A 24035-nucleotide genomic window follows, 5' to 3' on the forward strand; every position below is an offset into this window, starting at 1 on the left:
TCTCCCTGCCTCCGGCGGCGTCATCCCGCCTGGCAGGGCGGGCTGTACGGGAGCCCGGGCACGTACTGGTCCCACTCGCTCCGGGTGACGGTCATCCCGGACACCTCGCAGACGTGCTTCCGCGCCTGCTCCACGTCCATGCTCCAGAGCTGCGCCGTCCCGTTGCCCGACGCGCTGGCCAGCACGTTCCCGTCCGGCGTGAACGCCACGCCGTTGACCCAGTCGGACCCGGCGAGCACCGCCCACGTGGCCGGCCGGGCCCGGTCGGCGAGGCTCCAGATCCGGATGGTGCCGTCGCGCGCCCCCGTGGCCAGCCTGCGCCCGTCGGCGGTGAAGGCCACGCTGGTCACCGCGCCCGTGTGCCCCAGCAGGACCGCCACCTGCGCGGGCCGGTCGGGGTGGGTGAGGTCCCAGAGCCGGGCCGTCCCGTCGGAGCCCGCCGACGCCAGCGTCCTGCCGTCCCTGCTGTACGTCAGTCCCAGCACGCTGTTGGTGTGCGCGGGATAGTTGGCCAGCAGCCGCGGAGCGGCCGGCTTGGACACGTCCCAGAGCCGGATGGCCCCGGTCCCCGAGCCGATCGCGAGCATGCGGCCGTCGGGGCTGAACATGGAGGCGTTCAGCCAGTTGTCGGCGTCGCCCGGCGCGGAGAGCAGCTTGGGGGCGCGGGGATCGGCCAGGTCCCACAGGTACGTCCGGCCGTCCCGCGACGTCGTCACCACCGTGCGCCCGTCCGGGCTGAAGGCGCCGGACTCCACGACGTTCACGTGCTTCTTGAGCGTCGCCACGAGCTTCGGGGCGGCCGGCCGGGAGACGTCCCACAGCTTGGCCGTCTGGTCGGAGGAGCCGCTGACGAGCATGCGGCCGTCCGCGCTGAACCGCACCGTCAGGACGATGCCGGTGTGGCCGGACAGCGTGGACAGCGTCCTGGCCAGGCCCGGGTCGGAGACGTCCCAGAGCTTGACGGTCTTGTCGCCGGAGGCCGTGGCCATGATCCGGCTGTCGGGGGAGATCGAGAGCGCGTTGACGGGGCCGGTGTGCTCGCCGAGGCCGGCCCGGTACGAGACGCGGGCGGGGTCGGAGACGTTCCACAGCCTGGCCATGCTGTCCGCCGACGACGTGGCGAGCGTGCGGCCGTCCGGGCTGAACGCGGCCGCGGTCACCGTGTTCGCGAACCCGGTCAGGGCGCTCGTGCGCCGCGGCCCGGCCGGGCTCGAGACGTCCCACAGCGTGACGGAGGCGTCGGTGGCGGCGCTGGCCAGCAGCTTGCCGTCGGGGCTGAACGTGACGTCGTACACGAAGGAGCCCCGGCCCCGCGCGGCGCCGACGCGCTTGGCCGCGGTGACGTCCCAGAGGTAGAGCGTGCCGGTGGTGGAGGCGGTGGCGAGGTGGAGGCCGCCGGGGGCGAAGGTCACGCTCCAGGTGCCGCCGTCGTCCGGCGCGCTCAGCACCGTCGCCTCGCCGGGCCGCGCCGGGTCCAGCACGTCCCGGATCGTGGTGGTCCCGTCGCCCGCCGCGGTCGCCAGCAGCCGCCCGTCGGGGCTGAAGGCGACGTCGTTGAGCACGTATTTCTGCCGCAGGAGGGCGATCTGGGCGGGCCGGGCGGGGTCGGCGATGTTCCACAGCCGGGTCGACCCGTCGTAGGAGACGGTGGCCAGGACGCCTCCCTTGGGGCTGAACGCGAGCGAGCTCACCTTGTTCGTGTGGCCCTTGAGCGTGGCCAGGGCGCGTGGCCTGGCCGGGTCGGAGACGTCCCACAGCCGGGCGGTCCGGTCCACGGACGCGGTCGCGAGCACGCGCCCGTCCGGGCTGAACACCGCTCTCACCAGGCTCGCGGTGTGGCCCTTGAGTTCGCTCACGGCCTTGGGGCGGGCGATGTCGGAGACGTTCCATAGCCGGGCGGTGGCGTCGCTGGAGGCGGTGGCGATCATGCGGCCGTCGGGGCGGTAGGACACCCACTCGACCGGGCCCCGGTGCCCGATCAGGCGGGCGCCGATCGGGTGCGCGAGGGTGCCGAGCAGCGCGCCGCGGGCCTCCGGGGTGTCGGCGACGCGGTAGGAGACCAGCGAGAGCTGGGCGCCGAGAGAGGCGTCGGCGGCGCCGTTGGCGGAGTCGGCGATCTGCGTGGAGACGGCCTGGTCGCGCTGCCTGGTCACCTCGCCGGTCTGCCGCAGGGCCAGGACGCCGGCGGTCACGGCGGCGAGGAGGAGGATCGTGAGGGCGGCGATCACCTGGCGGACCACCCAGGTCCGCCGCCTGCGCCGCCGCAGCGCCGCGTCCAGGAACGCCCGCTCGGTCGCCGTGAGCCCGCCGCCCCAGCCGCCCTCCCCGGCGGACCCCGTCGCCGGTCGCGTGCCCCGCGTTTTCTGTGCGACAGCCCGGGCCGCCTGTGCCGCCGCCAGGCGGCTGTCCGCGTACAGGTACGCCGGGTCCCTGCCCTGCCGCTGCCACGTCTCCGCGTCCTCGGCCAGGCGCTGGCGGACGAGCAGGTCGACCCGGTTGGTGTCGATCCAGTTCCTGAGCCGGGGCCAGGCGCGGATGAGGGCCTCGTGGGCGATCTCCGCCTCGTCCTCGTTCACCGTGAGCAGCCGCGTGCGCACGAACTCGTCCAGCACCTGCCGCGGGATGCCCGCGGGAGCCAGGTCGGCCAGGGGCACCCGCTTCCTCGTGTCGTCGGTCTGCTCGTCGAGGTGCACCAGCCGTACCAGCAGATCTCGCGCGATCGGCTCCACGTCCGAGCCGAGGTGCCGCAGCGTCTCCTCGGCGCTCGTGGCCAGCGCCCGCGCGATGCCGCCCGAGGCCCGGTACGCGGCCATCGTCAGCGTCCCCTGCGTACGGCGCTGCCAGGTGGCCAGCAGCGCGTGCGACAGCAGCGGCAGCACGCCGCCGGAGTGCTCCACGTCACCGGCCCCGACGTCTTCGAGCAGCAGATCGGTGAGCCCCGGCTCCAGCGACAGCCCCGCCCGCGCGGCCGGGCCCTCGATCGCCGCCCGGAGCTGCGTCACGGTCATGGGCCCGACGATCGCGGGCCGCTGCATCGCCTCCAGCAGCCCCGGGTAGGACGCGCAGTGCCCGAAGAAGTCGGCCCGGACGGAGGTCACCACGGCCGCCGACCTGGAGAGCGCGACCAGCTCCTCGACGAAGCGCCGCCTGGCCCGCTCATCCGCGCAGGCGGTGAAGACCTCCTCGAACTGGTCCACCACCAGCAACAACCGCCGGGCCCCCGGGCTCAGCCTGCGGGCCAGCTCCGCCGACGGGTCCGCGCCCGGGGCCAGCACGACGCACGACAGCTCCTCGGCGACCTCGTGCCGCAGCGCCGGGATCAGCCCGGCCCGCAGCACCGACGACTTCCCCGCCCCCGAAGGACCCGTCACGATCAGCGGGCGTCCGCTCCCGAACGCCTCCCGCACCCGCGCCACCAGCGACCCGGTCAGCTCCCGCCGCCCGAAGAACACCTCCGCGTCCTCCGGCCCGTACACGGCCAGTCCACGGTACGGGCTGGCCTCGTCGCCGGCCTCCGCGACCGGCGGGACCGGCCGGGGGCGCGGGGCCACGTAGGCCGGGTTGACCGCGAACGCGCGGCGATCGCCCAGGTCGGTGGCCTGGCGGCGGGGCCGGGGGAAGCCGGTGTCGGGGAGCCTGCGGGCGAGGGTGTGGTAGACGTGGTCCAGCGTGAACACCGAGGGCCCCGCCGGGTCGCCCGCGTTCAGCAGCCTCAGCAGCGCACCGCTGAAGGCCGTGTGCCGGACGCCGGGCAGCGCCCAGGAGTTCTCGCCCCTGCTCGACGACGTGAGCAGGTACGCGCCCTGCCACATCGAGTCGAACACCCGCTCCACCGCCTGCGACGACGCCCCCTGGGCGCGGCCGGCGAAGCAGCAGTCCAGGACCACGACGACCAGCTCGGCCCGCGACGCGGACAGGATCTGGCGCACGACCCCGTACGGCAGCGCCTGGTACCCGGGCGCGCCCCGGCCGAGGTCCACGGTGGCGCGGGTGGCCAGGTACAGCTCGTTGTCCGGGCCGATCAGGCCGTGGCCGACGTAGTAGAACATCAGGACGGACGTGGCCTCCTGGGCCAGCCGGTCCAGCGCCTGCCCCAGGTCGGCGGGGGTCGCCGGGTCCAGCCGTACGGTCAGGTGGGCCGGCGCCAGCCCGCCGCGCTCGACCAGGCACCGCCCGAGGTCCGCGACCGTCGCCGGCACGGCGGGCACCGCCCGCAGCGGTGACTCGGGCCGGTGCGTCCCCGTGCCCGCCACCAGGACGCGGGCGCCACCGGACGACAGCAGGAGGGGTGGACCGTTCCAGCGGGGGCGTGGCCTTGCGACGGTTGCGGATTCGTCGTCGGTCATCCGGCGCTCCACGGCGAGGAAGGTCGGCGGGCGGCACGTGCTGCGAGGCGCCACCCCGGGTGCGCCTCGTGATCCCCCGACAACTCCCGGTTGCTAGGGTACGCACCTTTCCGACCTTCCGTCGAGATCCCGTGCTGGGCCGGGGATCACCAGTTGGCGGGCAGCCCCGGCGTCGTGGCGGGCAGCGCGTGGCCGGGCGGGTGGATGATGTACGTGACGCCGCCGCTGCTGGAGCTGCGCAGCCACACGTTCTCGAAGTCCGCCCGGGGATAGACGTGCCGCACGGCGGCGTTGTCGGACGACGCCGGGTCGTTGGCGATCACGTCACCCGACGAGGTGAAGCCCACGATCGCCATGAGGTGCCCGTTGGTGCCGTAGCCGGCGCCGGGCAGCTCGCCCTTCTTGAACGACTGCGAGGTGATGACCGGGATGCCCGCCTTGATCAGCAGCTCCAGCTCGGTCAGCGACCGCAGCCGCGTGACGAACCCGTCCATCCCGTAGCGACCGGCGTAGGCGGTGTTGAACGGCCAGTTGCCGGCGCCCTGGTAGGCGTGGTCGTAGGTGTAGCGGGCGGCGTAGTCGACCTCGGGGTTGGGGTCGGAGGGGTCGACCCAGGAGGTGTCCTGCGCGCTCGGCCACTTGTCCCAGTAGCCGAGGACCATGGTGGTGGAGGTCGGGCTGCACCAGGCCTCGCCGCCGCCGTCCCATTCGGGGTAGTGGCCCTGGTGGACGTTCTGGGAGCGGCGCGGCACGGCGAGCTCCGTCCCCCAGGCGCCCCCGCCCGGGCTGACCGGCACGGTCTTGCGCTCGGGCACGTGGGAGGCCATGACGCCGGACGTGCGCACGCGCGGCGTGACCGTGGAGCCGGGCGCGCGGTAGAGGGTGAGGCGCAGCTGGTAGGCGGTGATGGGCTTGCCCGCCGCCGCGACCAGCGTGTCCACCGAGACGTTGGCGTCGGCGTCGCCCTGCCCCGGCACGGAGGTGCGGCGGATGTCGCCCTCCGCGTACGCCCAGCGGCCGAGCGAGAACCACTTGGTCAGCCCCCCGGCGTTCCTGGCCCGGGCCTCGACCTGCATCCAGCTGCCCGGGGGCACGTCCGCGGTCCAGGACGCGACCAGCTCGGTGGCGTCGAACCCGATGGCCCGCTCGGGACCGGTCCAGCGGGCGTACTCCCAGGTCCTGGTGCCGAGCGCGTCGGTGTAGGAGACGGTGCCGGCGGCCGTGCCGAACGACAGGCCGTCGCCGGCCGTGGTGCCCTCGTACGTGCCGGTGGCGAAGTCGGCCCGCTGGAAGACGACGTCGGACGTCAGGGCGAGCGGTTTCGCCCCGGCCCCGGCTGGGGCGGAGAGCGTCGTGGCAAGGAGCAGGCTGGACAGGAACACGGTCAGCGCGCGCATGAACCCACCTTCCGGTACAACCGCTGTGTGAAGCATCCGGAAATCTACGTATCAACTCACGCTGGGCAAGTTTCTCGGTGGGGAACGGGGGACATATGCGCAAATACGTGATCCTGGGCGTTCAGGGCAGCGGCAAGGGCACCCAGAGCGCCATGCTCGCCGGCGACCTCGACCTCGTGCACATCAGCGTCGGCGACATCTTCCGCTGGCACGTCAAGAACCACACCAAGCTGGGCGCCCAGGTCCGCCGCCTGGTCGCGGCCGGCGAACTGGTGGGGGACGACCTGGTGGAGTCCGTGGTCAGGGACCGGCTCCAGCAGCACGACTGGAACTACGGCTTCATCATCGACGGCTTCCCCCGCAACCGCCGCCAGGCGGAGTTCTTCCTGGAGAGCTACGACATCGACGGCGTGATCCACCTGGACCTGCCGGACGAGGAGGTGCGCCGCCGCGTCCTGGCCCGCCGCCTGTGCTCACGCTGCGGCATGGACTACAACCTGATCGCCCACCGCCCGGCGGAGGAGGGCCGGTGCGACGTGTGCGGCGGCGAGCTGGTCACCCGCGCGGACGACACCCCGGACGCCCTGGCCAGACGCCTGCGCGACTACCACAGCAAGATCGACCCGGTGGTGGAGCTGTTCCGGGGCAAGGAGTACGTGATGACCGTCGACGCCCGGGCGGACAAGGCGACGGTCCAGCGGACCATCCGCACCCGCTTCAACCTCCCGCCCTACACCCCGCCTCAGTGAGTGATCAGGTTGGTGAACCGGTAGAGGTCGACGGCGAGGAGGAGGGAGAAGACGACGAACGCCGACGTGCTCCGCCACACGAAGGCCATCGCCGTCAGGGTCAGGAGGATGGCGGAACCCGACGCCGCGGTCGCCAGCGTCATCATGTCCGGGTCGCTGTAATCCGGCATGTCGGGGTCCCAGTCGTAGTTGGTCGGCATGAAGCTCGCGAGCATCGCGAACGCTCCGAGGGTGCCCGTGAAGGTGCTCATGCTGATCCGCGCGGCCCTGGACGTCCTGTGCGCCGCCGCCGGCTGTGCCGCGGTTTCTTGATTTCTCACGACAACACCCCCGTTTCCCGTAATTCCTTGACGCACCTTATGACGAGGAACACGGGGAACCGGGCCGCTTCCGGTCGATTCGCCGCCCACTCGGGAGCCGGCTCGGGCTCGGCGAACTCGTCCACCCGCAGGTCGTGGCGGCGGAAGGTGTTGACGTACGTCGAGAGCGTGCGGTGGTTGGCGCCCACCCGGCGGCGCAGCGCGGAAAGCTCCCCGTCGGCACGCCACCAGCCCTCGGCGTGGTAACGCGCGTCCCCCGGCCAGGAGCCGGACACCCCCGGGCCGCCGGGAAAGCACGGGTGCAGGATCGAGCAGGCGAAGACCCCGCCGGGCCGCAACGCGCCGGCGGCGGTGGCGACGGCTCCGTCGAGGTCGTCGATGTCGGAGAGACCGAAGCTGCAGACCACCACGTCGAACGGGGCAGGATCCAGGAGGCCGGGCCGGGAGACGTCCGCGTGAAGGTAGCGGATGCCCAGCGGCGCGTCCCGCTCGGCGGCCCTCGCCTTCGCGATCAGGGCCTGGGAGACGTCCACGCCCACGACGGCGGCGCCCCGGCGGGCCAGCTCGCGGCCGACCCGGCCGTGGCCGCAGGCGATCTCCAGGACCCGCGTGCCCGCGACCGGCCCCAGCAGGTCGAGCAGGCGTACGGAGGCCGGGTCGTCGATGACGTCGCTCCAGCCGGAGGCGTAGAAGTCGGCGATCTCGTCGTAGCGCGCGACATCAGGCATGAACCCGACGGTACGCGTCCTCGATCCCCGGGGGGCGGGTGTTCGTCGAGCGCGGAACGCGTGCCGGGCGGCCGGGCAAAGGGTTCGCCATGGCGGCGCATGCTTCCGGTCGGACCGCCTCGTGGCCAGGGCGGGTGGGAGGAGGATCGTCCCCGGTCGAGCGGCACGGCGCGGTCAGGCGGGAGGACGACATGGGCATGCCCGGGATCGCGGCGGTCATCGCGCTCCTCGCCGTGGGCGGGTGGACGGGGGTGTACGGATCCGCCTCGCCGCAGTCGTCCGGCGCCGTTCCGGCCGCGGCCCGCGTGCCCGGGAGCCCGGATCTGCGGATCATCGGGACCGTCAGCCCGGAGCCGATGGTCATCGGCGGGGATTCGGTCTACTCGGTCACCGTCACGAACGCCGGAGACCGGGCCGCCCAGAACGTGACGGTCATCGACACTCTGGACCGCAACGCGATCCCCGGCCCGATCCCCGACGACTGCTCCCTCATCAGGCGCGGCGGCGCCGTCGCCTGCGGCGGCCCCGGGCTGACGCTCCCCGCGGGGCAGAGCGTGAGCTACGAGATCCCGGTCACGATCGACCCGGCAGTCCCGGAGGGCGCGCACGTCCTCAACCGCGTCGAGGTCACGGCCTGGGGGATGGGCAGCGGCTCGACGCGGATGATCAGCCCCACCAGGGCGCGGGCCAAGGGCCGTCCGGAGGCCGCGGGCCCGGACGGCGCCGTCGACGACTGCGCTCCCGGCAACACGGGCGGTTCGGAGGACGCGCCGGCGGAGGGCCCGGCCGGGGGAGGCGGGTGCGCCACCGCCATCCCCGATCCGGAGCCGGCTCCGCGGCCGACGCCGAGCCCCGACACTCCCACGGAACCGGCCTCCGGGCCCACGGCTGATCCGGTGCCGTCCGCCACGGCGGAACCGGGCCCCGCTCCGGGCCCCACGGCGCCCGACGAAGCCGGGCCCCCGCAGCCCGTCCCCGGCGAGGGTTACGTGCCGCCGCCCGGCCAGGGTTCGCTCCAGCCCGTTCCCGGTCAGTGGCCGGTCCAGCCGAGTCCCGGCCAGACGGGTCCCGGCGAGAAGGCCGGGCCCGGCCAGGTGCCGTACCCGGAAGGTCTGCATGAGGGCGGATATCAGGTGGGGGTCGGCGGGGGACCCGCCCATCGCGGGCCCCGGCCGCCCGCCGGCGGCGAGGAGCCGGAGCCGGCGGACGACGACCTTCCCCTGGCCGGCGTGTCGGGCTGGGGGCTCGGCCTGGGCCTCGCCGTCCTCCTGGCGATCAGCCTGCTCGTACGGCACTTCTCCCGCCGCGAGCAGGCCGGCGATCGTGCTCAGAACCCGCCCCGTACCCGGAAGGAGGCCCCCGCCGAGGCGGGCAAGAAGCGGTGAGGCTCAGCGCGCGCGAGGGGACAGCGCGTCGCGGGTCCAGGAGCCGAGCACCAGCAGCGTCTTGGTCCCGGTCACGTCCCCGGCCCGCCGCAGCCGGTCGATGACCTGCTGCAGATGCCCGAGGTCGCGTACCCGGACGTGGATCAGGGCGTCCGGGTCGCCCGCGATCGTGAACACCGCCTGCACCTCGGGCACGTCCGTGGCGGTGCGGACGATCTCGCTCACGGGAGTGGTGCCCGGATAACGTAGCTCCGTGAAAGCCTCGATCCCCCACCCCAGCTTGGCGTAGTCGATCTGCACCGTGAACCCCGTGATCACGCCGAGGTCCCTGAGCCGGTCGACCCGCCGCTTCACCGCCGCGACCGACAGCCCCACCAGCTCCGCCATCTCCGAGAACGTCCTGCGCCCGTCCTCCCGCAGCAGCCGGAGGATGCGGTGATCGACGTCGTCCACATCAGGCATGCGAGAACCCCCTCGTCCGGCGCAAAGAACGTCAGCCGCCAAGCCCAAGTGTTCACATAGTTTGCGTCTTGCGGGCACTTTCTCATCTAATACTTGCGCATATCATCCCGCGTTGCTGTGCTTGGCACACAAGGACGAGGCCAGGAGGTTCGAGCGTGAGCGAGCCAACAGTGTCGCTCGACGACAAGTACACGGCACATGACGGCCGGGTGCTCATCTCCGGCATCCAGGCCCTGGTGCGCCTGACGCTGGAGCAGCGCCGGCTGGACGAGGAACACGGGCTCGACACGCGTGTGTTCGTCACCGGCTACCAGGGTTCGCCGCTGGGAGGCGTGGACCTGGAGATGAAGCGGGCGGCGCGGTTCCTGGAGCCGGCCGGCGTGGTCTTCCAGGCCGGCCTGAACGAGGAGCTGGCCGCCACGGCGGTGGCCGGCACCCAGCTGCTCGACCAGGTGCCGGGCCGCCGCCACGACGGCGTCACCGGCTTCTGGTACGGCAAGAACCCCGGCCTCGACCGCGCCGCCGACGCCATCCGGCACGCCAACACGGCCGGCACGGCGCCCCTGGGCGGCGCGGTGGCCTGGATCGGCGACGACCCCGGCTGCAAGTCCTCCACGCTGCCCAGCACGTGCGAGCCCATGTGCCAGAGCCTGTCCATGCCGCTGCTCGCGCCCGGCTCGGTCGCGGAGATCGTCGAGTTCGGGCTGCACGCGGTGGCGCTGTCGCGCGCCACCGGGCTCTGGGCCGGGCTGAAGATCGTCGCGGACATCGCCGACGCGTCCGCCACGGTGGACCTCGGCCCGCTCCGCGCCGGCATCCCGGTGCCCGACAAGCGAGATCGCGGCGCGCCTCCCCTCCTGCTCGGCGCCGCCGCGCTGGACGCCGAGCACGACATGCTCACCCGCCGCCTCGACCTGGCCCGCGAGTACGCCCGCGAGCACGGCCTCAACCGGGTGACGGCGGGAGCGGGCAACACCGCCCTGGGCATCCTGGCCTCCGGCACCACGTACGCGGTGGTCCTGCGCGCCCTGGCCGACCTCGGCCTGGACGAGGCGGCGCTGGACGAGCGCGGGATCCGGCTGATCAGGCTCGGGATGCCGTTCCCGCTCGCCTACGACGACCTGGCCGCCATGACCGCCGACCTGGACAAGGTGCTGGTGGTCGAGGACAAGGTGCCGTTCCTGGAGGGGCAGCTCAAGCAGGCCCTGTACGGGAGGGCGCGCGTGCCGGCGGTCGTGGGCCGAGACCTGCTGACCGCCCGCGGCACCCTGGGCGCCGAGGACGTGGCCAAGGCCGTCGCCACCTGCCTGGGCATCGACCTGGCCCCGCGCGCGAAGGTCCGGCCGAGGCGCATGCTGCCCCTGGTGGCCGCGCGCACCCCGTACTTCTGCTCCGGCTGCCCCCACAACACCTCCACCCGCACCTCCGACGGCACGCTGGTCGGCGTCGGCATCGGCTGCCACGCCATGATCGCGCTGGACGGCCACGGCCGCGGCACCCAGGTGGGCCTCACGCAGATGGGCGGCGAGGGCGCGCAGTGGTTCGGGCTGGCGCCGTTCACCGAGGACCGGCACTTCGTGCAGAACCTCGGCGACGGCACCTTCCACCACTCCGGCTCCCTGGCGATCAGGGCCGCCGTCGCCGCCGGGGTGACGATGACGTACAAACTGCTCTACAACGACGCCGTGGCCATGACCGGCGGCCAGCGCGCCGAGGGCCGGCTGGACGTGCCGGCGCTGACGCAGGAGCTGGCCATCGAGGGCGTGCGCCGGATCGTGGTCACCTCGCCGGAGCCGGAGACGTACCGGGGGGTGCGGCTGGCGGGGATCGCCTCGGTGCGGCACCGCGACGACCTGCCCGAGGTGGAGAAGGAGCTGGCCGCCCTCGACGGCGTGACCGTGCTGATCCACGACGACCGGTGCGCGGCCGAGGAGCGGCGGCTGCGCAAGCGCGGCAAGCTGCCCACGCCCACGGAGAAGGTCGTGATCAACGAGCGGGTCTGCGAGGGCTGCGGCGACTGCGGCGAGGCCTCAACGTGCCTGTCCGTGCAGCCGGTCGAGACCGAGTACGGCCGCAAGACCCGCATCCACCAGGCCTCCTGCAACTCCGACCTGAGCTGCCTCAAGGGCGACTGCCCGTCGTTCCTGCTCGTGGAGCCGGGCACCGTACGCCGTCGCCAGGCGCCGCCGCCGCCCGCCGAGGTGCCGGAGCCCGCGAGCCGGCCCGGCGAGGCCCTGGTCCGGATGCCCGGCATCGGCGGCACCGGCGTCGTCACCGTCTCGCAGATCCTGCAGATGGCGGCCCACCTCGACGGCCTGCACGCGTCCGGGCTCGAACAGACCGGGCTCGCGCAGAAGGGCGGGCCCGTGGTCAGCGACGTGCGGATCTCGGCGCGGCCCCTTGAGGGCTCCGTGCGGGCCACGCCGGGGAAGGTGGACGTGCTGATCGGGTTCGATCTGCTGGGCGCCGCGGCCGAGTCGAACCTGGCCACGGCCTCGCCCGAACGCACCGTCGCCATCCTGAACACCTCCGTCGTCCCGACCGCCGCCATGGTCACCGGGCGCGAGGTCGTGCCGGGACACGCGGACGCGGTCGCCCGCGTCGAGTCCGCCACCAGGCGCGTCGAGTGCCTGGACGCCCAGGGACTGTCGGAGCGCCTGTTCGGCGACCACATGCCGGTGAACCTGCTCCTCCTCGGCGCCGCCTACCAGCACGGCTGCCTGCCGGTCTCCGCCGCCGCCATCGAGCGGGCCATCACGCTGAACGGGGCCGCCGTCGAGCAGAACCTCGCCGCCTTCCGCTGGGGCCGGGCCACCGTGGTCGCCCCGGCGGAGCCCACTGCGCCGCCGGCCGCCGAGGGGCTGGACGAGGTGGTGGCCACCCGCGTCGCCGACCTGACCGGCTACCAGAACGCCGCCTACGCCCGTTCGTACGAGGAGGACGTGCGGCAGGTGGCGGCCACGGCGGTCAAGCGGGCGGGCGAGGAGGCGGGCGCCCGCATCGGGCTCGCGTACGCCCGCGCCCTGCACAAGCTCATGGCCTACAAGGACGAGTACGAGGTCGCCCGCCTGCACCTCGACCCCGTGGAGAAGGAGCGCAGGGAGCGCGAGTACGGCCCGGACGCGGTCGTGTCGGTGCTGCTGCACCCGCCGCTGCTGCGCGCGATGGGGCTCAAGCGTAAGATCAAGGTACGCCGTTCCGCCGGGGTCCTGTTCCGCGGGCTGCGGGCCGCCAAGGTGCTGCGCGGCACGACGTTCGACGTCTTCGGCCACGCCCACGTGCGGCGGGTCGAGCGCGAGCTGGTCGTCGAATATCGCGACCTGGTGCGGACCGCGCTGGACAAGCTCACCCCCGGCAGCGCCGAAGCGGTCGCGGAGATCGCGGGCCTGCCCGACCTGATCCGGGGGTACGAGGACATCAAGCTCGCCCGGGTCGCCGAGTTCCGCGACCGCGCCAAGGCCGCGCTCGCGCGGCTGGACGAGCCCGCCATGAGCCAGGAGAGATCGTGACCGTTGACCGGCTGCTGCCCGACCAGGACGCCAGGGATCTCATCGAGCTGACCCGCGAGATCGCCGACAAGGAGCTCGCTCGCCGGGTCGACGAGCACGAGCGCGCCGAGACCTACCCGGAGGGGCTGTTCGCCACGCTGGGCGCGGCGGGGCTGCTCGGGCTGCCGTACCCGGAGGAGCTCGGCGGCGGCGGGCAGCCGTACGAGGTCTACCTGCAGGTGATCGAGGAGCTGGCGATGCGGTGGGCGGCCGTCGCGGTCGCCACCAGCGTGCACACCCTCGCCTGCTTCCCCGTCTCCGCCTACGGCACCCCCGCGCAGCGCGAGCGGTGGCTGCCCGACATGCTGGCCGGGCGCCTGATCGGCGGCTACAGCCTGTCGGAGCCGCAGGCCGGGTCCGACGCCGGGGCGCTGACCTGCAAGGCGGAGCGGGTGGAGACCGGCTACCGGATCACCGGCAACAAGGCGTGGATCACCCACGGCGGCCTCGCCGACTTCTACGCGCTGTTCGTCCGGACCGGGGAGGGCTCGCGGGGCATCTCCTGCTTCCTCGCGCCGGGGGCCGCCGACGGGCTGACGTTCGGGCGGCCCGAGGAGAAGATGGGGCTGCACGCCGTGCCGACCACCAGCGCCCACTGGGACGGGGCGGTCCTGGAGGAGGACCGGCTGATCGGCGAGGAAGGCCAGGGCCTGCAGATCGCCTTCAGCGCGCTCGACTCGGGACGGCTCGGCATCGCCGCCTGCGCCACCGGCCTCGCCCAGGCCGCGCTCGACGAGGCCGTGGCCTACGCCAAGGAGCGCCAGACGTTCGGCAAGCGCATCATCGACCACCAGGGGCTCGGGTTCCTGCTGGCCGACATGGCGGCGGGGGTGGAGAGCGCGCGCGCCACCTACCTCGACGCGGCCCGGCGCCGCGACGCTGGCCTGCCGTACAGCAAGCAGGCCAGCATCGCCAAGCTGGTCGCCACGGACGCGGCGATGAAGGTGACGACGGACGCGGTGCAGGTCTTCGGCGGGTACGGGTACACGCGCGAGTTCCGGGTCGAGCGCTACATGCGCGAGGCCAAGATCATGCAGATCTTCGAGGGCACCAACCAGATCCAGCGGATGGTCATCAGCCGACACCTGGCCAAGTAGTCGCTGACGTGCGAAAACCCCGCTTCTCTGTGCCGGGGGGCGGGGTTCTTTGTCTTGGGATCGGGTCCCGGATAATCGCTGTTCCATGAGAGACCTCGCGCGGACGGAACAGCCGGTCGTCGATCGCCTTGCGGGCGCGGGTCGTGAGAGCCGGGCATCATGTGGGCGTAGACGTGGAGGGTGAAGCCTGGGTCGGCGTGGCCGAGGTACTCGGCGAGTCCCCTGACCGAGACGCCGCCGGCCCATCATGGCTTTGAAGCAGACGGGCCAGCATTCACCCGCTGCGGTGAGTGCTACGGCGACATGCTCAAATAAACGATCATGATGGTCCTGATCGTGGGCAAGCGGATCGACTTCTACGACGACCCGACCGCACCCCAGCCGAACAGCCTGGTCCCGTCGGTCAACGTCATCGTCACCAACGCGGCCGGGGACGTCTTGATGATCCGCCGCAGCGACAACGACAACTGGGCCGTCCCCGGCGGCGCCGTCGACCTGGGCGAGTCCATCCCGGCAGCCGCCGTACGTGAGACTCTCGAAGAGACCGGCATCACCTGCGAGATCACCGGCCTCGTCGGGACCTACAGCGACCCCCGCCACGTGATCCTCTACACCTCGAACGGGGAGGCACGGCAAGAGTTCTCAATCGTCCTCACCGCCCGAGCCGCCGCAGGGGTCCCGACGACGAGCGCGAGGTCCGCTGGGTCCCCCGCGCCCAGGTCACTTCGTTGCGGATGGACCGGTCGATGCGCATGAGGATCGACCACTACCTAGCCGGCGTCGATCTGCCGCATATTGGCTGATCTTCAAAGCGCCGCCATAGTTGACCCGATCAGGCCCTGTCATCACGAGATGCCGCGGAGAGTGTCGTATGCAAGGCTGGTGGGGGAACCTGTTACAAGGCGCGCTTTCGGCCGTCATCGGCGGCATCGTGGCGGCGATAACGGCTTGGGCCGTGGTCATGGCGACGAGACGCTACGAGAGACAAGCCGCCCTTGAAATCGAAGCCCGGGCAAACGCGATCGACTTCTTTCTCCTCTTGGCTGACATAGACATCCAGCTCACTCGGGCCCTCGATCACGGCACCGTACTGCCACACATAACAGACAGCAAGGACTGGACGCTCAACGCGCTGAAGACCGAGATAGCCATGTTCTCTATCAGCCGGGAAACAGGGAACGCGTTCTCCCAAGAGATCGGCGATCTGAGGCGAGCCCTGGAGCTGGCAGAGGGGGATGATCCCCCCAAGGAGCAGCTAGTGACGGCTGCCATGGCAGCGCTGCATACACTTACCGATCACCTTGCCGCTTGGCTGATGCAAGGACGCCACCGGCCAGAATCTGCTTCCACCCAGATAGCGCAATGACCACGCGTTCCTGGCGCGGCTGTGCTCCAACGCCGTATTGATGCTCTTCACCGGCGCAAGGATGCACGGTGTCGCCGCAGTGATCGACCGGCTCACCAAATGATCAAGACCACAACGAGAGTGGATCTCCGCCAACCGTGCAGATACTGGCGAGAGGACTACAGAGGCGCGCTTTCCGTCGAGTGCTCGATGGCTACCTGCACATGCTGCTGGCCTGCAATGGCTGGCCGCGTGATCCAGCGTTTCAGCTGGTCTCGAGCGTCAACACCGACCGACGTGTCGCCTTGAAGAGGCGCTGGCCCGGGGCTCTCGCTAACAACGTGCCTGGACGCTGGTGTACGAACCTGGAAGCCGATCGAGCGGGGAAGGGCTGCTGAGCAGGCCTATGGCGCCGCGGCCGGCTCGGGCGCGCCGGGCACCGGGGGCGGCTCGCTTGCCGTGGGGTTGGCTGGAGGTGTTGAGCGGAGCGTCTCCTGGGCGGAGGTGATCTTGCGGATGACGCCGATCGCCAGGACAGCTGCGATGAGCATCAGCCCGAGTCCGACCACCTCCAAGCGCAGGGCGAAGGCGATTCCCTCGAGGTCGATGGAGAGATAGAGCAGGCCCCAGGTCGCCTTCGCCGTCACCCAGGCGGTCAGCCAGGTCGCCCACCATGCGTTGATCAGGCCCTTGGCGGAGTTGGGGGGCGTGGAGGCGCGCCAGATGTCGTCCACGATCTGCTTGGGAATCCAGAACCAGCCGATCGGCATCACCCATCCTGCGATCAGCCAGAATCTGCCGTGTCGGTGACCGGTCAGCGAGAGACTGACGGCGTTGGTCCTGACGCGGAACAGCCAGGCCAGAAACCCGGCCACGGCCATGAAGAAGATGAAGATTCGCGAGACCCTGGACCCTAGGGCGAGCAGCTCCCCCGTCCGCATCGCTGCCCCGGAAACGGAGCCGAAATCACTGACCATGCGATCCACGAGCGATGCGTACCAGAGGTTGATCCCGGCTGTGGCGACCCCGACGAGGGAATCGCCCACCATGGCCGCGATGGCGAAGGCCGCGACACCGCCGACCGGGCGCAATCGCGCATGAGAGAGATGCATCACCTGGAGGCCTTCGGGAGGGGAGAACGAGGTGTGCACCAGTATGAATCCCCAAGATCTGCAAGAGGATTGGTTGTCCCATCCGGGATCCTCTCGTGACCAACCCGCGGTTTCCCCACACCGACACATCCGCGCCACCGCGCACACGCACCTGGTCACGCTCTGGATTGACAAAGCAGGGTGATTGATCCGCCTGAGAAGCGGACGGTCATGCCGCCGCGTGGCTTCCCGGTCCTCGGGCTTGGCGGTCCTGCGGTACGGGTCCTCTCGCTACTGGGACCATGAGGGCTGAGCACCAATCCTGCTGACGCCAGAGCTGGTGTCCTGGACCCGGGTGGATGTCCGTGGCGATCGTGTTCTCCACCCGTAATGAAGTGTTCGCAGCGGAGGCCGTGACGATCGCCGACTTCGGAGCTCCCCGTAAAGGGCTGCAGCGATCGGCTGCCGCGGACAGGTCGCTGGGGTACGGCCGTTGCTCGCTCGTACTCCTGGCGTACCGCAGGCGGCTTACCTGCCCAGCTCTCTGTGTCAGCTTTCGGCTAGTTTTAGTGATTTCTCGGGCATCTTGTGATGAGGCAGTCTTTTTTTGGATGAGAACGGCGCCAGGAGTCCGCCCCGGCTCGCCGCATCGCCGCTGCCTTGATTGCCGCCAAAGTCCGGAGAATGTCCGATCGCTGACCTGGTGAGGCGCTTTTCCGTAGGCCAACATCGGTGCCGTTTTTCGTCCTTGCTCGCGACCCATCAGCCGAGAGCAATTCGCGTGTGGACCGACGGGCCTGCGGGCGCTCTGCCTTGACCCGTCATGCCGATCTCTCATGTTCAGACGGCGATGAGTTTCGCCGTGGTTTGCAGGCTGAATGCACACACCCATCAACCGCACTCGAGGAGAGCATCATGACCGCTACCTACACCTGGGACGTCTTCTCCACCCTCGACGGCTACGGCTCCTACGCCGAGGGCGCTGACTGGGGTGGCTATTGGAGCAAGCAGGGTCCCGAGTTGCTCAAGCACCGTGCCGCCCTGTTCGCCACCGAGCAGCGGATGGCGACACCCTCGGCCGGCCGGACGCGACCATCGTGAGCGGTGACGCCGTGGACATCGTCGCCCGGCTCAAGGAGGAGTCGGACGTGCCGCTGCGTTCGCAGGCCAGCCTGTCGTTGAACCGGGCACTGATGGCCGCCGGCCTTGTCGACCGCCTGCAAGTGACGATCTTTCCCGTTATCTCCGGACGGACCGGGATCAGCCCGATCCTCGCTGGCGCGGGCGACTTCGATCTCGAGCTGTTCGAGAGCCGGACGCTCGACGGCCACATCCAGGAGCTCGTCTACCGGCCCACCCTGCATGTCTGACATCTTTGCCGCGCTCGACAGCTGAGACGTGGCTCAGGGCCAGCGGAGCCGCAGGACCTTACGTCGGGCCCTCCGTCATCGAAACGCGGCATGGTGCTCTCCGTGGAGGGGTTGTTGATGGCGGCGCGGGTCGATGATCGGGCCGGCCTCGTCTGAATCGGCACCCTAGCGTCCGCTCGGACGAGCCCCTGGCGTCCGCTCGTACGAGCACCCTGGCGTCCGTTCGGACGGCCGCCCGCTGGATCTGGCCGGAAGGCAGCCGGCAAGGATTTCGCGGGATATTTCCACTATGACGACTGATCGGCCGACACAGCAGCCACCCGGCCCTCGGGACGTTCCGCCCCGGCTTCCGCGGTGGATGGCGAGTGCCGTTCCAACGGTGGTCGCCTGTGCAGCAGGAGGGCGGTCAAGCCGCCCGCGACCAGGCCCCAGAACGCCGCGCCGATGCCCAGGATCGTCATCCCCGACGCGGTGACCACGAAAGTGACCACCGCGGCCTCCCGGCCCTCCGGCTCGGTCACCGCGCCGGCCAGCGACGAGCCGAGCGCCGACAGCAACGCGAGGCCGGCCACCGCGGTGACCAGCACGGGTGGGGACAGCAGCACCAGAGCCATGGCCAGGCCGGCGCCGAGGCCGAGCGCCAGCTGTCCGGCGCCGAGGGCCACCGTCGCGATCCACCGGCGGCCGGGGTCAGGGTGGGTGTCCGGGCCGGCGGTCAGCGCCGCGGTGATCGCGGCCAGGTTGACGGCGTGACCGCCGAACGGCGCCGCCGCCGCGCTCGCCAGGCCGGTCGCGACGAGGACCGGGCGCAGGGGCGGCATGTAGCCGTATGTCGCCATGACGGCCATACCGGGGACGTTCTGCGCGGCCATGGTGACGAGAAACAGCGGGATGGCGATGCTGACCACGACGGACGGGTTCAGCGTCGGGGTGGTCAGCTCGACCGCAGGCCGCAGCGCCGCGCCGGACAGGCCGTTGCCGGGCCCGTGCACCGCGATGGCGATGACCGCCACGACGAGCGCGCCCGGAACGGCCCACTGCCGCAGGTACCGCTGCAAGACCGCCCAGGTCAGGACGACGGGCACGGCCAGCAGCGGGATGTCGACGACGGCGCGGACCGGTGCGGTGCACAGGCTGAGGATGACGCCCGCCAGCATGGCACCGGCGATCGGACGCGGGATGGCGGCGATCGCCCGGGCCGGCCAGGGCGACAGGCCGGCCAGGACGATGAGCCCGGCGCAGATGATGAACGCGCCGACCGCGGCCGGGAAACCGCCGGGCACGGGACCGGTCGCCACCAGCAGCGCCGCGCCGGGCGTGGACCAGGCGACGCTGATCGGCATGCGGTATCGCAGCCCGAGGAAGAGCGCCGCCGCGCCGATGCCGCAGCAGAGGGCGAGCAGCCCGGACGCGGCCTGCCCCGGCGTCGCCCCGACGGCACGCAGCCCGGCGAGCACGACGGTGAACGAACTGGCGTAGCCGACCACCGCGCTGACCAGCCCCGCCATGACGGCCTGCACCCGCACGCCCACCCCTTAGTGTCGCCAGATTCCCAATCGTTCCGTTTACGGAACGAACCATAGCCAGGCGGCCACCGTGGGACAAGCCCGGCGGCGGAATGCAAGGATTGCCGGGTGGACGGCCGTGAGACGGATATCGGGAGCCGGTTGCGGCGATTGCGGGAGGCCCGTGGCATCTCCCTGTCGGCGCTGGCCCGCAGCGCCGGCATCGGCAAGGCCACCCTGTCCGGCCTGGAACTGGGCACCCGCAACCCGACGCTGGAGACGCTCTACGCGGTGGCAGGAGCCTTGGGCCTACCGTTGACGGCCCTGGTTCTGGAGCCCGGCGCATCGCCCACGGAGGCCGTCCACGTGCCCGGCGCCGCCGTAACGGCCACCCTGCTGGAGGTCTTCGAGGAGCCGACCGCGACGTTCGAGTTGCTGCGCATGCGCGTCCGCCCCGGCATCGTGCAACACTCACCACCCCACGCCCCCGGCGTGACCGAACACATCACCGTCTACGCGGGCGTGCTGCGCGCCGGCCCGGCCGACGCCCCTCTGGTGGCCGCGCCAGGCGAGCACATCTCCTGGCAGGCCGACGTCCCACACATCTACAGCACCGTCGGCCCGGACGAAGCACTGGCCACCCTGCTGATCCGCTCCCCCCGGCAGGCCTGAGCCACCGCATCATCCTTCCCGGTCGATCACGATCGAAGCCTGGCAACAGCACCTGTCGAGCGGCCAACGCCTGCTCGCGAGCCGAGCGTGCTGCGGGGCCGATCCTTTTACGGATCAGAAGGCGCCCGGTTGGTGGCCGGCGTGTCTCGACTCCAGAGCTGAGTGCATCGGGGGAGGTCTTTGATGCCGCCGCCTTCCGGGATCACGCCCCAGAGGAAGGGGACCAGGTACTGAGGCGGCTCGCCCAGGAGCGCGGCCAGTTCATCGTCGGTGACGGTGAGGATGAAAACTGGGCCCGGTTGTCCCGCGTCCCATCCCTGGTCGACGGCTCGACGGATGCATCCGGCGACCAGGACGGGACGGACGGCGATCGTTCGCTCCGCCAGCCAGTTGTCCGGCCGGGCGCAGGGGAGTGACACCACGAGAACGCGTCCCGGCTTCTCGGCTCGCTCGACGGCGAAGCTGAGCGGCGACCAGGCCATGCCCTCGTCGTAGGTCGGCTTGTGGCGGACGCGCCAGCGGAAGACGGTGCCGTCGACGGTGATGAGCCGCGAGCCCTTCTTCGGTATCGCCACAGCCGCCTCCAAGCTCTGCTCGTGTTCCGTGGGAGCATCGGAACCAGCGAGACGCCCGCAAGCGTAACCGCTGCTCACCGAGTGATCGAATCGTTTTCGCCGGTGACCGGATCGGGCGTCGGCGAACATGCGGATCTTCGGGGGCGCCGACCAGATCCAGCGCCTGGTCAATCAGCCGTCACCCTGCGAAGTGACCGCTGTCAAGATCTTGAAGCGCCGAACGACGTTCCGCAGTGTCGGCCAATCTCTCTATTAACAAGGTGCTCTAGCTGGGTGACGGTGGGCGCGTAAAGATCCCCATGCAAGGAGGTCGCAATGATCCGCGCACTCAACAAGCTGGGAGACCGCCTCCTCGACAAGTTCCTGCCGTCGGCGAACGCCTCGGCCGCGTGCTGGACCGACTGGTGCTGCCAGGGCAAGTTCTGCCGGACCTGCTGCTACCACGACGCCAGCAACACGACCAGCTGCGGCAGCTTCGACTACTGCTGACACGCCCTACCGACAGCCCCCAGGACAGTGCCGGCTGGTTTGGTGCCGGCCGGCACCGTCCTGGTGGGTTTTCCGTGCTTCGCCGCCCACCCCTGAGGAGCTCGCATGCCGTATCTCGTCGCCGCCGTAGTCGTCGTCGGATTGCTGTGCCTGGTGGATCTGGTGCTGACCCTGGCGGTGATCCGCCGCCTGCGCGTGCACACACTGCGGTTGGCCGAGCTGACGCCCACGGGCGCCCCGATGGTGCAGCCGGGAACGACGCTCGGCGATTTCAGCGCGACCGCCCTCAGCGGCGAGACCGTGTCGCGCGCCTTCTTCTCGGGGCCCTCCGTGGTGGCGGTGTTCTCCACCGAATGCGCGTCCTGCCACGAGCGGCTGCCGGAGTTCGCGTCCTACCTGGCCGACACCCGTCCAGAACGCGTGCTGGCCGTGGTCGCGGGCGATCCCGACGGGGCCCGGCTGTTCACCGGCGAGCTGACCTCGGCCACCGTCGTGGTCGAGCCGATGGGCGGCCCGGTGAGCAGGGCGTTGCAGGTCTCCCGGTTCCCCAGCTTCTACCTGGTCGACGGTGACGCGGTGGTCGTCGCGGCGGACACCGCCCCGGGCAGGCTGCCGGCGGCCACGCGCCGATGACCTCTCCCGCCGGGTACGGCGGCGGCACGCCGCGACGGCGCTTTCGCGCGGCCGCGGCGTCGGCCTGGCGGGCGCATCCGGCCGCCGTGCTGGCCTCCGGGTTCACGGTGCTGCTCATGGGCCTGGTCCCGGTGGTCACCGCGTGGCTGACCAAGCTCGTTCTCGACGGGCTGGCGGCCGGGGCAGGCCTTGCCGAGCTGCTCCCGTACGGGGTGGCTCTCGGCGTGACCGGCCTGGCGGGCGCGGCCCTGCCCTCGGTCGCGGAGTACGCCCAGGAGCAGCTGCGCCGCGCGCTCCAGGTGCTGATCCAGGACCGGCTGTTCCAGGCCGTCAACGCCCATCCGGGCCTGAGCCGATTCGAGAACCCGGCCTTCCACGACCGGGTACGGCTGGCGCAGGATGCCGGCCAGAACGCCCCGCAGCGGATCGTCCGCTCCAGCCTGGGGATCGCCCAGGGAGCCGTCACCCTCGCCGGATTCATCGCGGCGCTGGCCGTGCTGGCGCCGGGGATGATCCTCGTCGTGGCGCTCTCCGCGATCCCCTCGGTCCGCGCCCAGCTCGACCTGTCCCGGCGCCGCGCCGGGATGATGTGGGGCGTCAGCTCGAGGAGCCGGCGGCAGATCTTCTTCGCCGGCCTGCTCACCAGCCCCGACGCGGCCAAGGAGATCCGGCTGTTCGGCCTCGGCGACTTCCTGCGCGCCAGGATGCTGGGCGAGCTGCGCGCGGTCAACGCCGCCGAGCAGGGGCTCGCCCGCAGGACGCTGCGTACCCAGGGGTCGCTGTCGCTGCTGGGGGCGGCCGTCGCCGCGCTCGGCCTGCTCTGGGCGATCAGCGGCGCCGCGTCCGGCACGCTGAGCGTCGGCGACGTCGCCGTGTTCGTCGCGGCCGTCGCCGGGGTGCAGTCCGCGCTCGCGTCGATCGTCGGCCAGTCGGCCGACGCGCACAACGCGCTGCTGATGTTCGGGCACTACCTCGACGTCGTGGCCGACGCGCCGGACCTGCCCGTCCCACGGCAGCCGCGGCCCGTCCCCGCGCTGCGCGAGGGCATCGAGGTGCGCGGCGTCTGGTTCCGGTACGACGACGCGCATCCGTGGGTGCTGCGCGGGGTCGACCTCTTCATCCCGCGCGGCGGCTCCCTCGCCCTGGTCGGGCTGAACGGCGCGGGCAAGAGCACCCTGGTCAAGCTGATCTGCCGGCTGTACGACCCGGTACGCGGGTCCATCCACTGGGACGGCGTCGACCTGCGGGAGATGGACCCCGCCGAGCTGCGCGGCCGCATCGGCGCGGTGTTCCAGGACTACATGTCGTACGACCTGACCGCGGCCGAGAACATCGGGCTCGGCGACGTCGCGGCGCTCGGCGACCGCGACCGGGTCGAGGCCGCCGCCAGGCTGGCCGGTGTCCACGAGACGGTCACCGGGCTGCCGCGCGGCTACGACACGCTGCTGAGCCGGATCTTCTTCGGCGACAGGGACGACCCCCAGGCGGGAGTGGTGCTGTCCGGCGGGCAGTGGCAGCGCCTCGCGCTGGCCCGCGCCCTGATGCGGGAGGGGCGGGACCTGCTCGTGCTCGACGAGCCGAGCTCCGGCCTGGACGCGCAGGCCGAGCACGCCATCCACCAGAGCCTGCGCCGCCACCGCGCGGGGCGGACCAGCCTGCTGATCTCGCACCGGCTCGGCGCGGTGCGGGAGGCGGACGTGATCGTCGTGCTCGCCGAGGGGCGGATCGCCGAGCGCGGCTCGCACGCGGAGCTGATGGCGCTGGGAGGGGAGTACGCGGGGCTGTTCACCCTGCAGGCCCAGGGCTACGAGCCGACGGATCCGGAGGAGGGGGCGAGCCTGCGGACGACTACGCCGAGCACGCGGTCGAAGGGCACGTAGCCCCACGCCCGCGAGTCCTCGCTGACCGGCCCGTCACCGAGGACGACCAGCCGGCCCGCCGGGACCGTGTCGCCCGGCGCCGCCTCCACCCGAGCCATGACCTGGGCGGGCACCTGGTCGTCCGGCACGGCCACCGCACGCTTGATGAACCACATGGCCGCCCCCGGCTGAGGCAGCGGCCCCGTACGCCATCTTCCCCCGGGCAGCGCGGTCTGCAGCACCACGACCTGGCCGCGCCTGACGCCCGCCCCCGTGGTCCTGCGGACGAGCACCCGGTCGCCCGTGCGGTAGGTCGGCAGCATGCTCGCCCCGCTGATCCGGACGACGACGAACCGCCGCCGGGCGACGATCAGAGCGGCGGCCAGGGCCGCGATCGGGGCCAGCAGGATCATGACGCGCCGCATGTCGCCCTCCAAAGTCGATCATCATGAGTGGACTGCCGA

Annotated in this window: 20 protein-coding genes and 1 pseudogene; 12 read left to right on the top strand and 9 right to left on the bottom strand. The window is 71.7% G+C overall.

What is annotated here, in order from left to right; genetic code table 11:
• Positions 1 to 20: 20 nt before the first annotated feature.
• Together ACFKCF_RS08235 and ACFKCF_RS08240 are read right to left on the bottom strand one after the other, a co-directional pair.
• Positions 21 to 4346 carry a caspase family protein gene (locus ACFKCF_RS08235; RefSeq protein ID WP_394492309.1) on the bottom strand — a complete coding sequence of 1442 codons (4326 nt, stop codon included), beginning with the start codon at positions 4344 to 4346 and terminating at the stop codon, positions 21 to 23.
• 146 nt (positions 4347 to 4492) lie between these two features.
• A complete protein-coding gene (locus tag ACFKCF_RS08240) occupies positions 4493 to 5743 on the bottom strand; it encodes a C39 family peptidase (protein WP_394492311.1) in 1251 nt (416 codons plus the stop codon).
• 95 nt (positions 5744 to 5838) lie between these two features.
• Between ACFKCF_RS08240 and ACFKCF_RS08245 the strand changes: the two genes are divergently transcribed.
• On the top strand, positions 5839 to 6492 hold the full coding sequence (locus ACFKCF_RS08245; RefSeq protein WP_394492313.1) for an adenylate kinase family protein: 654 nt from the start codon (positions 5839 to 5841) through the stop codon (positions 6490 to 6492).
• On the opposite strand, the gene ACFKCF_RS08250 is transcribed toward ACFKCF_RS08245, so the two are convergent.
• Positions 6486 to 6812, bottom strand: a complete 327-nt coding sequence (locus ACFKCF_RS08250; protein WP_394492315.1) for a hypothetical protein — start codon at positions 6810 to 6812, stop codon at positions 6486 to 6488. The two genes, ACFKCF_RS08245 and ACFKCF_RS08250, sit on opposite strands and share 7 nt — an antisense overlap.
• The gene (locus ACFKCF_RS08255) at positions 6809 to 7540 is read right to left on the bottom strand and encodes a class I SAM-dependent methyltransferase (protein WP_394492317.1); all 732 of its coding nucleotides are present in this window, start codon (positions 7538 to 7540) and stop codon (positions 6809 to 6811) included. Before ACFKCF_RS08255 ends, ACFKCF_RS08250 begins: the two co-directional genes overlap by 4 nt.
• Positions 7541 to 7674: 134 nt before the next feature.
• On the opposite strand from ACFKCF_RS08255, the gene ACFKCF_RS08260 reads away from it, so the two are divergent.
• Positions 7675 to 8925: a hypothetical protein gene (locus ACFKCF_RS08260; protein WP_394492318.1), complete on the top strand. Its 1251-nt coding sequence runs from the start codon at positions 7675 to 7677 to the stop codon at positions 8923 to 8925.
• A gap of 3 nt (positions 8926 to 8928) precedes the next feature.
• Here ACFKCF_RS08260 and ACFKCF_RS08265 read toward each other — a convergent pair whose 3' ends face one another.
• A complete protein-coding gene (locus ACFKCF_RS08265; RefSeq protein WP_394492320.1) occupies positions 8929 to 9387 on the bottom strand; it encodes an Lrp/AsnC family transcriptional regulator in 459 nt (152 codons plus the stop codon).
• Positions 9388 to 9542: 155 nt separating this feature from the next.
• Here ACFKCF_RS08265 and ACFKCF_RS08270 point away from each other — a divergent pair, with 155 nt between their 5' ends.
• From ACFKCF_RS08270 to ACFKCF_RS08285, 4 genes and pseudogenes are all read left to right on the top strand, one after another.
• Entirely contained in the window at positions 9543 to 12896 is a 3354-nt protein-coding gene (locus tag ACFKCF_RS08270) for an indolepyruvate ferredoxin oxidoreductase family protein (RefSeq protein WP_394492321.1), read from the top strand.
• Positions 12893 to 14032: an acyl-CoA dehydrogenase family protein gene (locus tag ACFKCF_RS08275; RefSeq protein WP_394492323.1), complete on the top strand. Its 1140-nt coding sequence runs from the start codon at positions 12893 to 12895 to the stop codon at positions 14030 to 14032. Before ACFKCF_RS08270 ends, ACFKCF_RS08275 begins: the two co-directional genes overlap by 4 nt.
• Positions 14033 to 14368: 336 nt before the next feature.
• Positions 14369 to 14835 (top strand): annotated as a pseudogene (locus ACFKCF_RS08280) (NUDIX hydrolase).
• 68 nt (positions 14836 to 14903) lie between these two features.
• A complete protein-coding gene (locus ACFKCF_RS08285; protein ID WP_394492325.1) occupies positions 14904 to 15398 on the top strand; it encodes a hypothetical protein in 495 nt (164 codons plus the stop codon).
• Positions 15399 to 15781: 383 nt separating this feature from the next.
• Here the strand turns inward: ACFKCF_RS08285 and ACFKCF_RS08290 are convergent, their stop codons facing one another.
• Entirely contained in the window at positions 15782 to 16528 is a 747-nt protein-coding gene (locus ACFKCF_RS08290; protein WP_394492327.1) for a DUF4328 domain-containing protein, read from the bottom strand.
• Between the two features lie 855 nt (positions 16529 to 17383).
• Here ACFKCF_RS08290 and ACFKCF_RS08295 point away from each other — a divergent pair.
• Positions 17384 to 17569, top strand: a complete 186-nt coding sequence (locus ACFKCF_RS08295; RefSeq protein WP_394492329.1) for a hypothetical protein — start codon at positions 17384 to 17386, stop codon at positions 17567 to 17569.
• 11 nt (positions 17570 to 17580) lie between these two features.
• Complete coding sequence (locus ACFKCF_RS08300; RefSeq protein ID WP_394492331.1) at positions 17581 to 17838, top strand: dihydrofolate reductase family protein; 258 nt, start codon at positions 17581 to 17583, stop codon at positions 17836 to 17838.
• 287 nt (positions 17839 to 18125) lie between these two features.
• Here the strand turns inward: ACFKCF_RS08300 and ACFKCF_RS08305 are convergent, their stop codons facing one another.
• Positions 18126 to 19364 carry a benzoate/H(+) symporter BenE family transporter gene (locus ACFKCF_RS08305; protein WP_394492333.1) on the bottom strand — a complete coding sequence of 413 codons (1239 nt, stop codon included), beginning with the start codon at positions 19362 to 19364 and terminating at the stop codon, positions 18126 to 18128.
• A gap of 108 nt (positions 19365 to 19472) precedes the next feature.
• Between ACFKCF_RS08305 and ACFKCF_RS08310 the strand changes: the two genes are divergently transcribed.
• Positions 19473 to 20015 carry a helix-turn-helix domain-containing protein gene (locus tag ACFKCF_RS08310; protein ID WP_394492334.1) on the top strand — a complete coding sequence of 181 codons (543 nt, stop codon included), beginning with the start codon at positions 19473 to 19475 and terminating at the stop codon, positions 20013 to 20015.
• Between the two features lie 107 nt (positions 20016 to 20122).
• Here the strand turns inward: ACFKCF_RS08310 and ACFKCF_RS08315 are convergent, their stop codons facing one another.
• The gene (locus ACFKCF_RS08315) at positions 20123 to 20590 is read right to left on the bottom strand and encodes a hypothetical protein (RefSeq protein ID WP_394492335.1); all 468 of its coding nucleotides are present in this window, start codon (positions 20588 to 20590) and stop codon (positions 20123 to 20125) included.
• A gap of 315 nt (positions 20591 to 20905) precedes the next feature.
• On the opposite strand from ACFKCF_RS08315, the gene ACFKCF_RS08320 reads away from it, so the two are divergent.
• The 3 genes from ACFKCF_RS08320 (at position 20906) to ACFKCF_RS08330 (ending at position 23592) form a co-directional block, all read left to right on the top strand.
• Positions 20906 to 21079 (top strand): hypothetical protein, encoded by a 174-nt coding sequence (locus ACFKCF_RS08320; protein ID WP_394492336.1) that lies wholly within the window; start codon positions 20906 to 20908, stop codon positions 21077 to 21079.
• A gap of 105 nt (positions 21080 to 21184) precedes the next feature.
• Positions 21185 to 21712: a TlpA family protein disulfide reductase gene (locus tag ACFKCF_RS08325; RefSeq protein WP_394492338.1), complete on the top strand. Its 528-nt coding sequence runs from the start codon at positions 21185 to 21187 to the stop codon at positions 21710 to 21712.
• Entirely contained in the window at positions 21709 to 23592 is a 1884-nt protein-coding gene (locus tag ACFKCF_RS08330; RefSeq protein ID WP_394492340.1) for an ABC transporter ATP-binding protein, read from the top strand. Before ACFKCF_RS08325 ends, ACFKCF_RS08330 begins: the two co-directional genes overlap by 4 nt.
• Here the strand turns inward: ACFKCF_RS08330 and ACFKCF_RS08335 are convergent.
• Positions 23517 to 23996, bottom strand: a complete 480-nt coding sequence (locus tag ACFKCF_RS08335; protein ID WP_394492342.1) for a S26 family signal peptidase — start codon at positions 23994 to 23996, stop codon at positions 23517 to 23519. The genes ACFKCF_RS08330 and ACFKCF_RS08335 overlap by 76 nt on opposite strands.
• Between the last annotated feature and the right edge of the window lie 39 nt (positions 23997 to 24035).

The sequence above is a fragment of the Nonomuraea sp. JJY05 genome (assembly GCF_043496855.1).
Taxonomy (GTDB): Bacteria; Actinomycetota; Actinomycetes; order Streptosporangiales; family Streptosporangiaceae; genus Nonomuraea.

What these genes read in the sequence shown, in the direction of transcription:
- ACFKCF_RS08235 (WP_394492309.1), bottom strand. Translation starts at nt 4,346, where the DNA reads ATGACCGACGACGAATCCGCAACCGTCGCAAGGCCACGCCCCCGCTGG.
- ACFKCF_RS08240 (WP_394492311.1), bottom strand. Translation starts at nt 5,743, where the DNA reads ATGCGCGCGCTGACCGTGTTCCTGTCCAGCCTGCTCCTTGCCACGACG.
- ACFKCF_RS08245 (WP_394492313.1), top strand. Translation starts at nt 5,839, where the DNA reads ATGCGCAAATACGTGATCCTGGGCGTTCAGGGCAGCGGCAAGGGCACC.
- ACFKCF_RS08255 (WP_394492317.1), bottom strand. Translation starts at nt 7,540, where the DNA reads ATGCCTGATGTCGCGCGCTACGACGAGATCGCCGACTTCTACGCCTCC.
- ACFKCF_RS08265 (WP_394492320.1), bottom strand. Translation starts at nt 9,387, where the DNA reads ATGCCTGATGTGGACGACGTCGATCACCGCATCCTCCGGCTGCTGCGG.
- ACFKCF_RS08285 (WP_394492325.1), top strand. Translation starts at nt 14,904, where the DNA reads ATGCAAGGCTGGTGGGGGAACCTGTTACAAGGCGCGCTTTCGGCCGTC.
- ACFKCF_RS08295 (WP_394492329.1), top strand. Translation starts at nt 17,384, where the DNA reads ATGACCGCTACCTACACCTGGGACGTCTTCTCCACCCTCGACGGCTAC.
- ACFKCF_RS08320 (WP_394492336.1), top strand. Translation starts at nt 20,906, where the DNA reads ATGATCCGCGCACTCAACAAGCTGGGAGACCGCCTCCTCGACAAGTTC.
- ACFKCF_RS08325 (WP_394492338.1), top strand. Translation starts at nt 21,185, where the DNA reads ATGCCGTATCTCGTCGCCGCCGTAGTCGTCGTCGGATTGCTGTGCCTG.
- ACFKCF_RS08330 (WP_394492340.1), top strand. Translation starts at nt 21,709, where the DNA reads ATGACCTCTCCCGCCGGGTACGGCGGCGGCACGCCGCGACGGCGCTTT.
- ACFKCF_RS08335 (WP_394492342.1), bottom strand. Translation starts at nt 23,996, where the DNA reads ATGCGGCGCGTCATGATCCTGCTGGCCCCGATCGCGGCCCTGGCCGCC.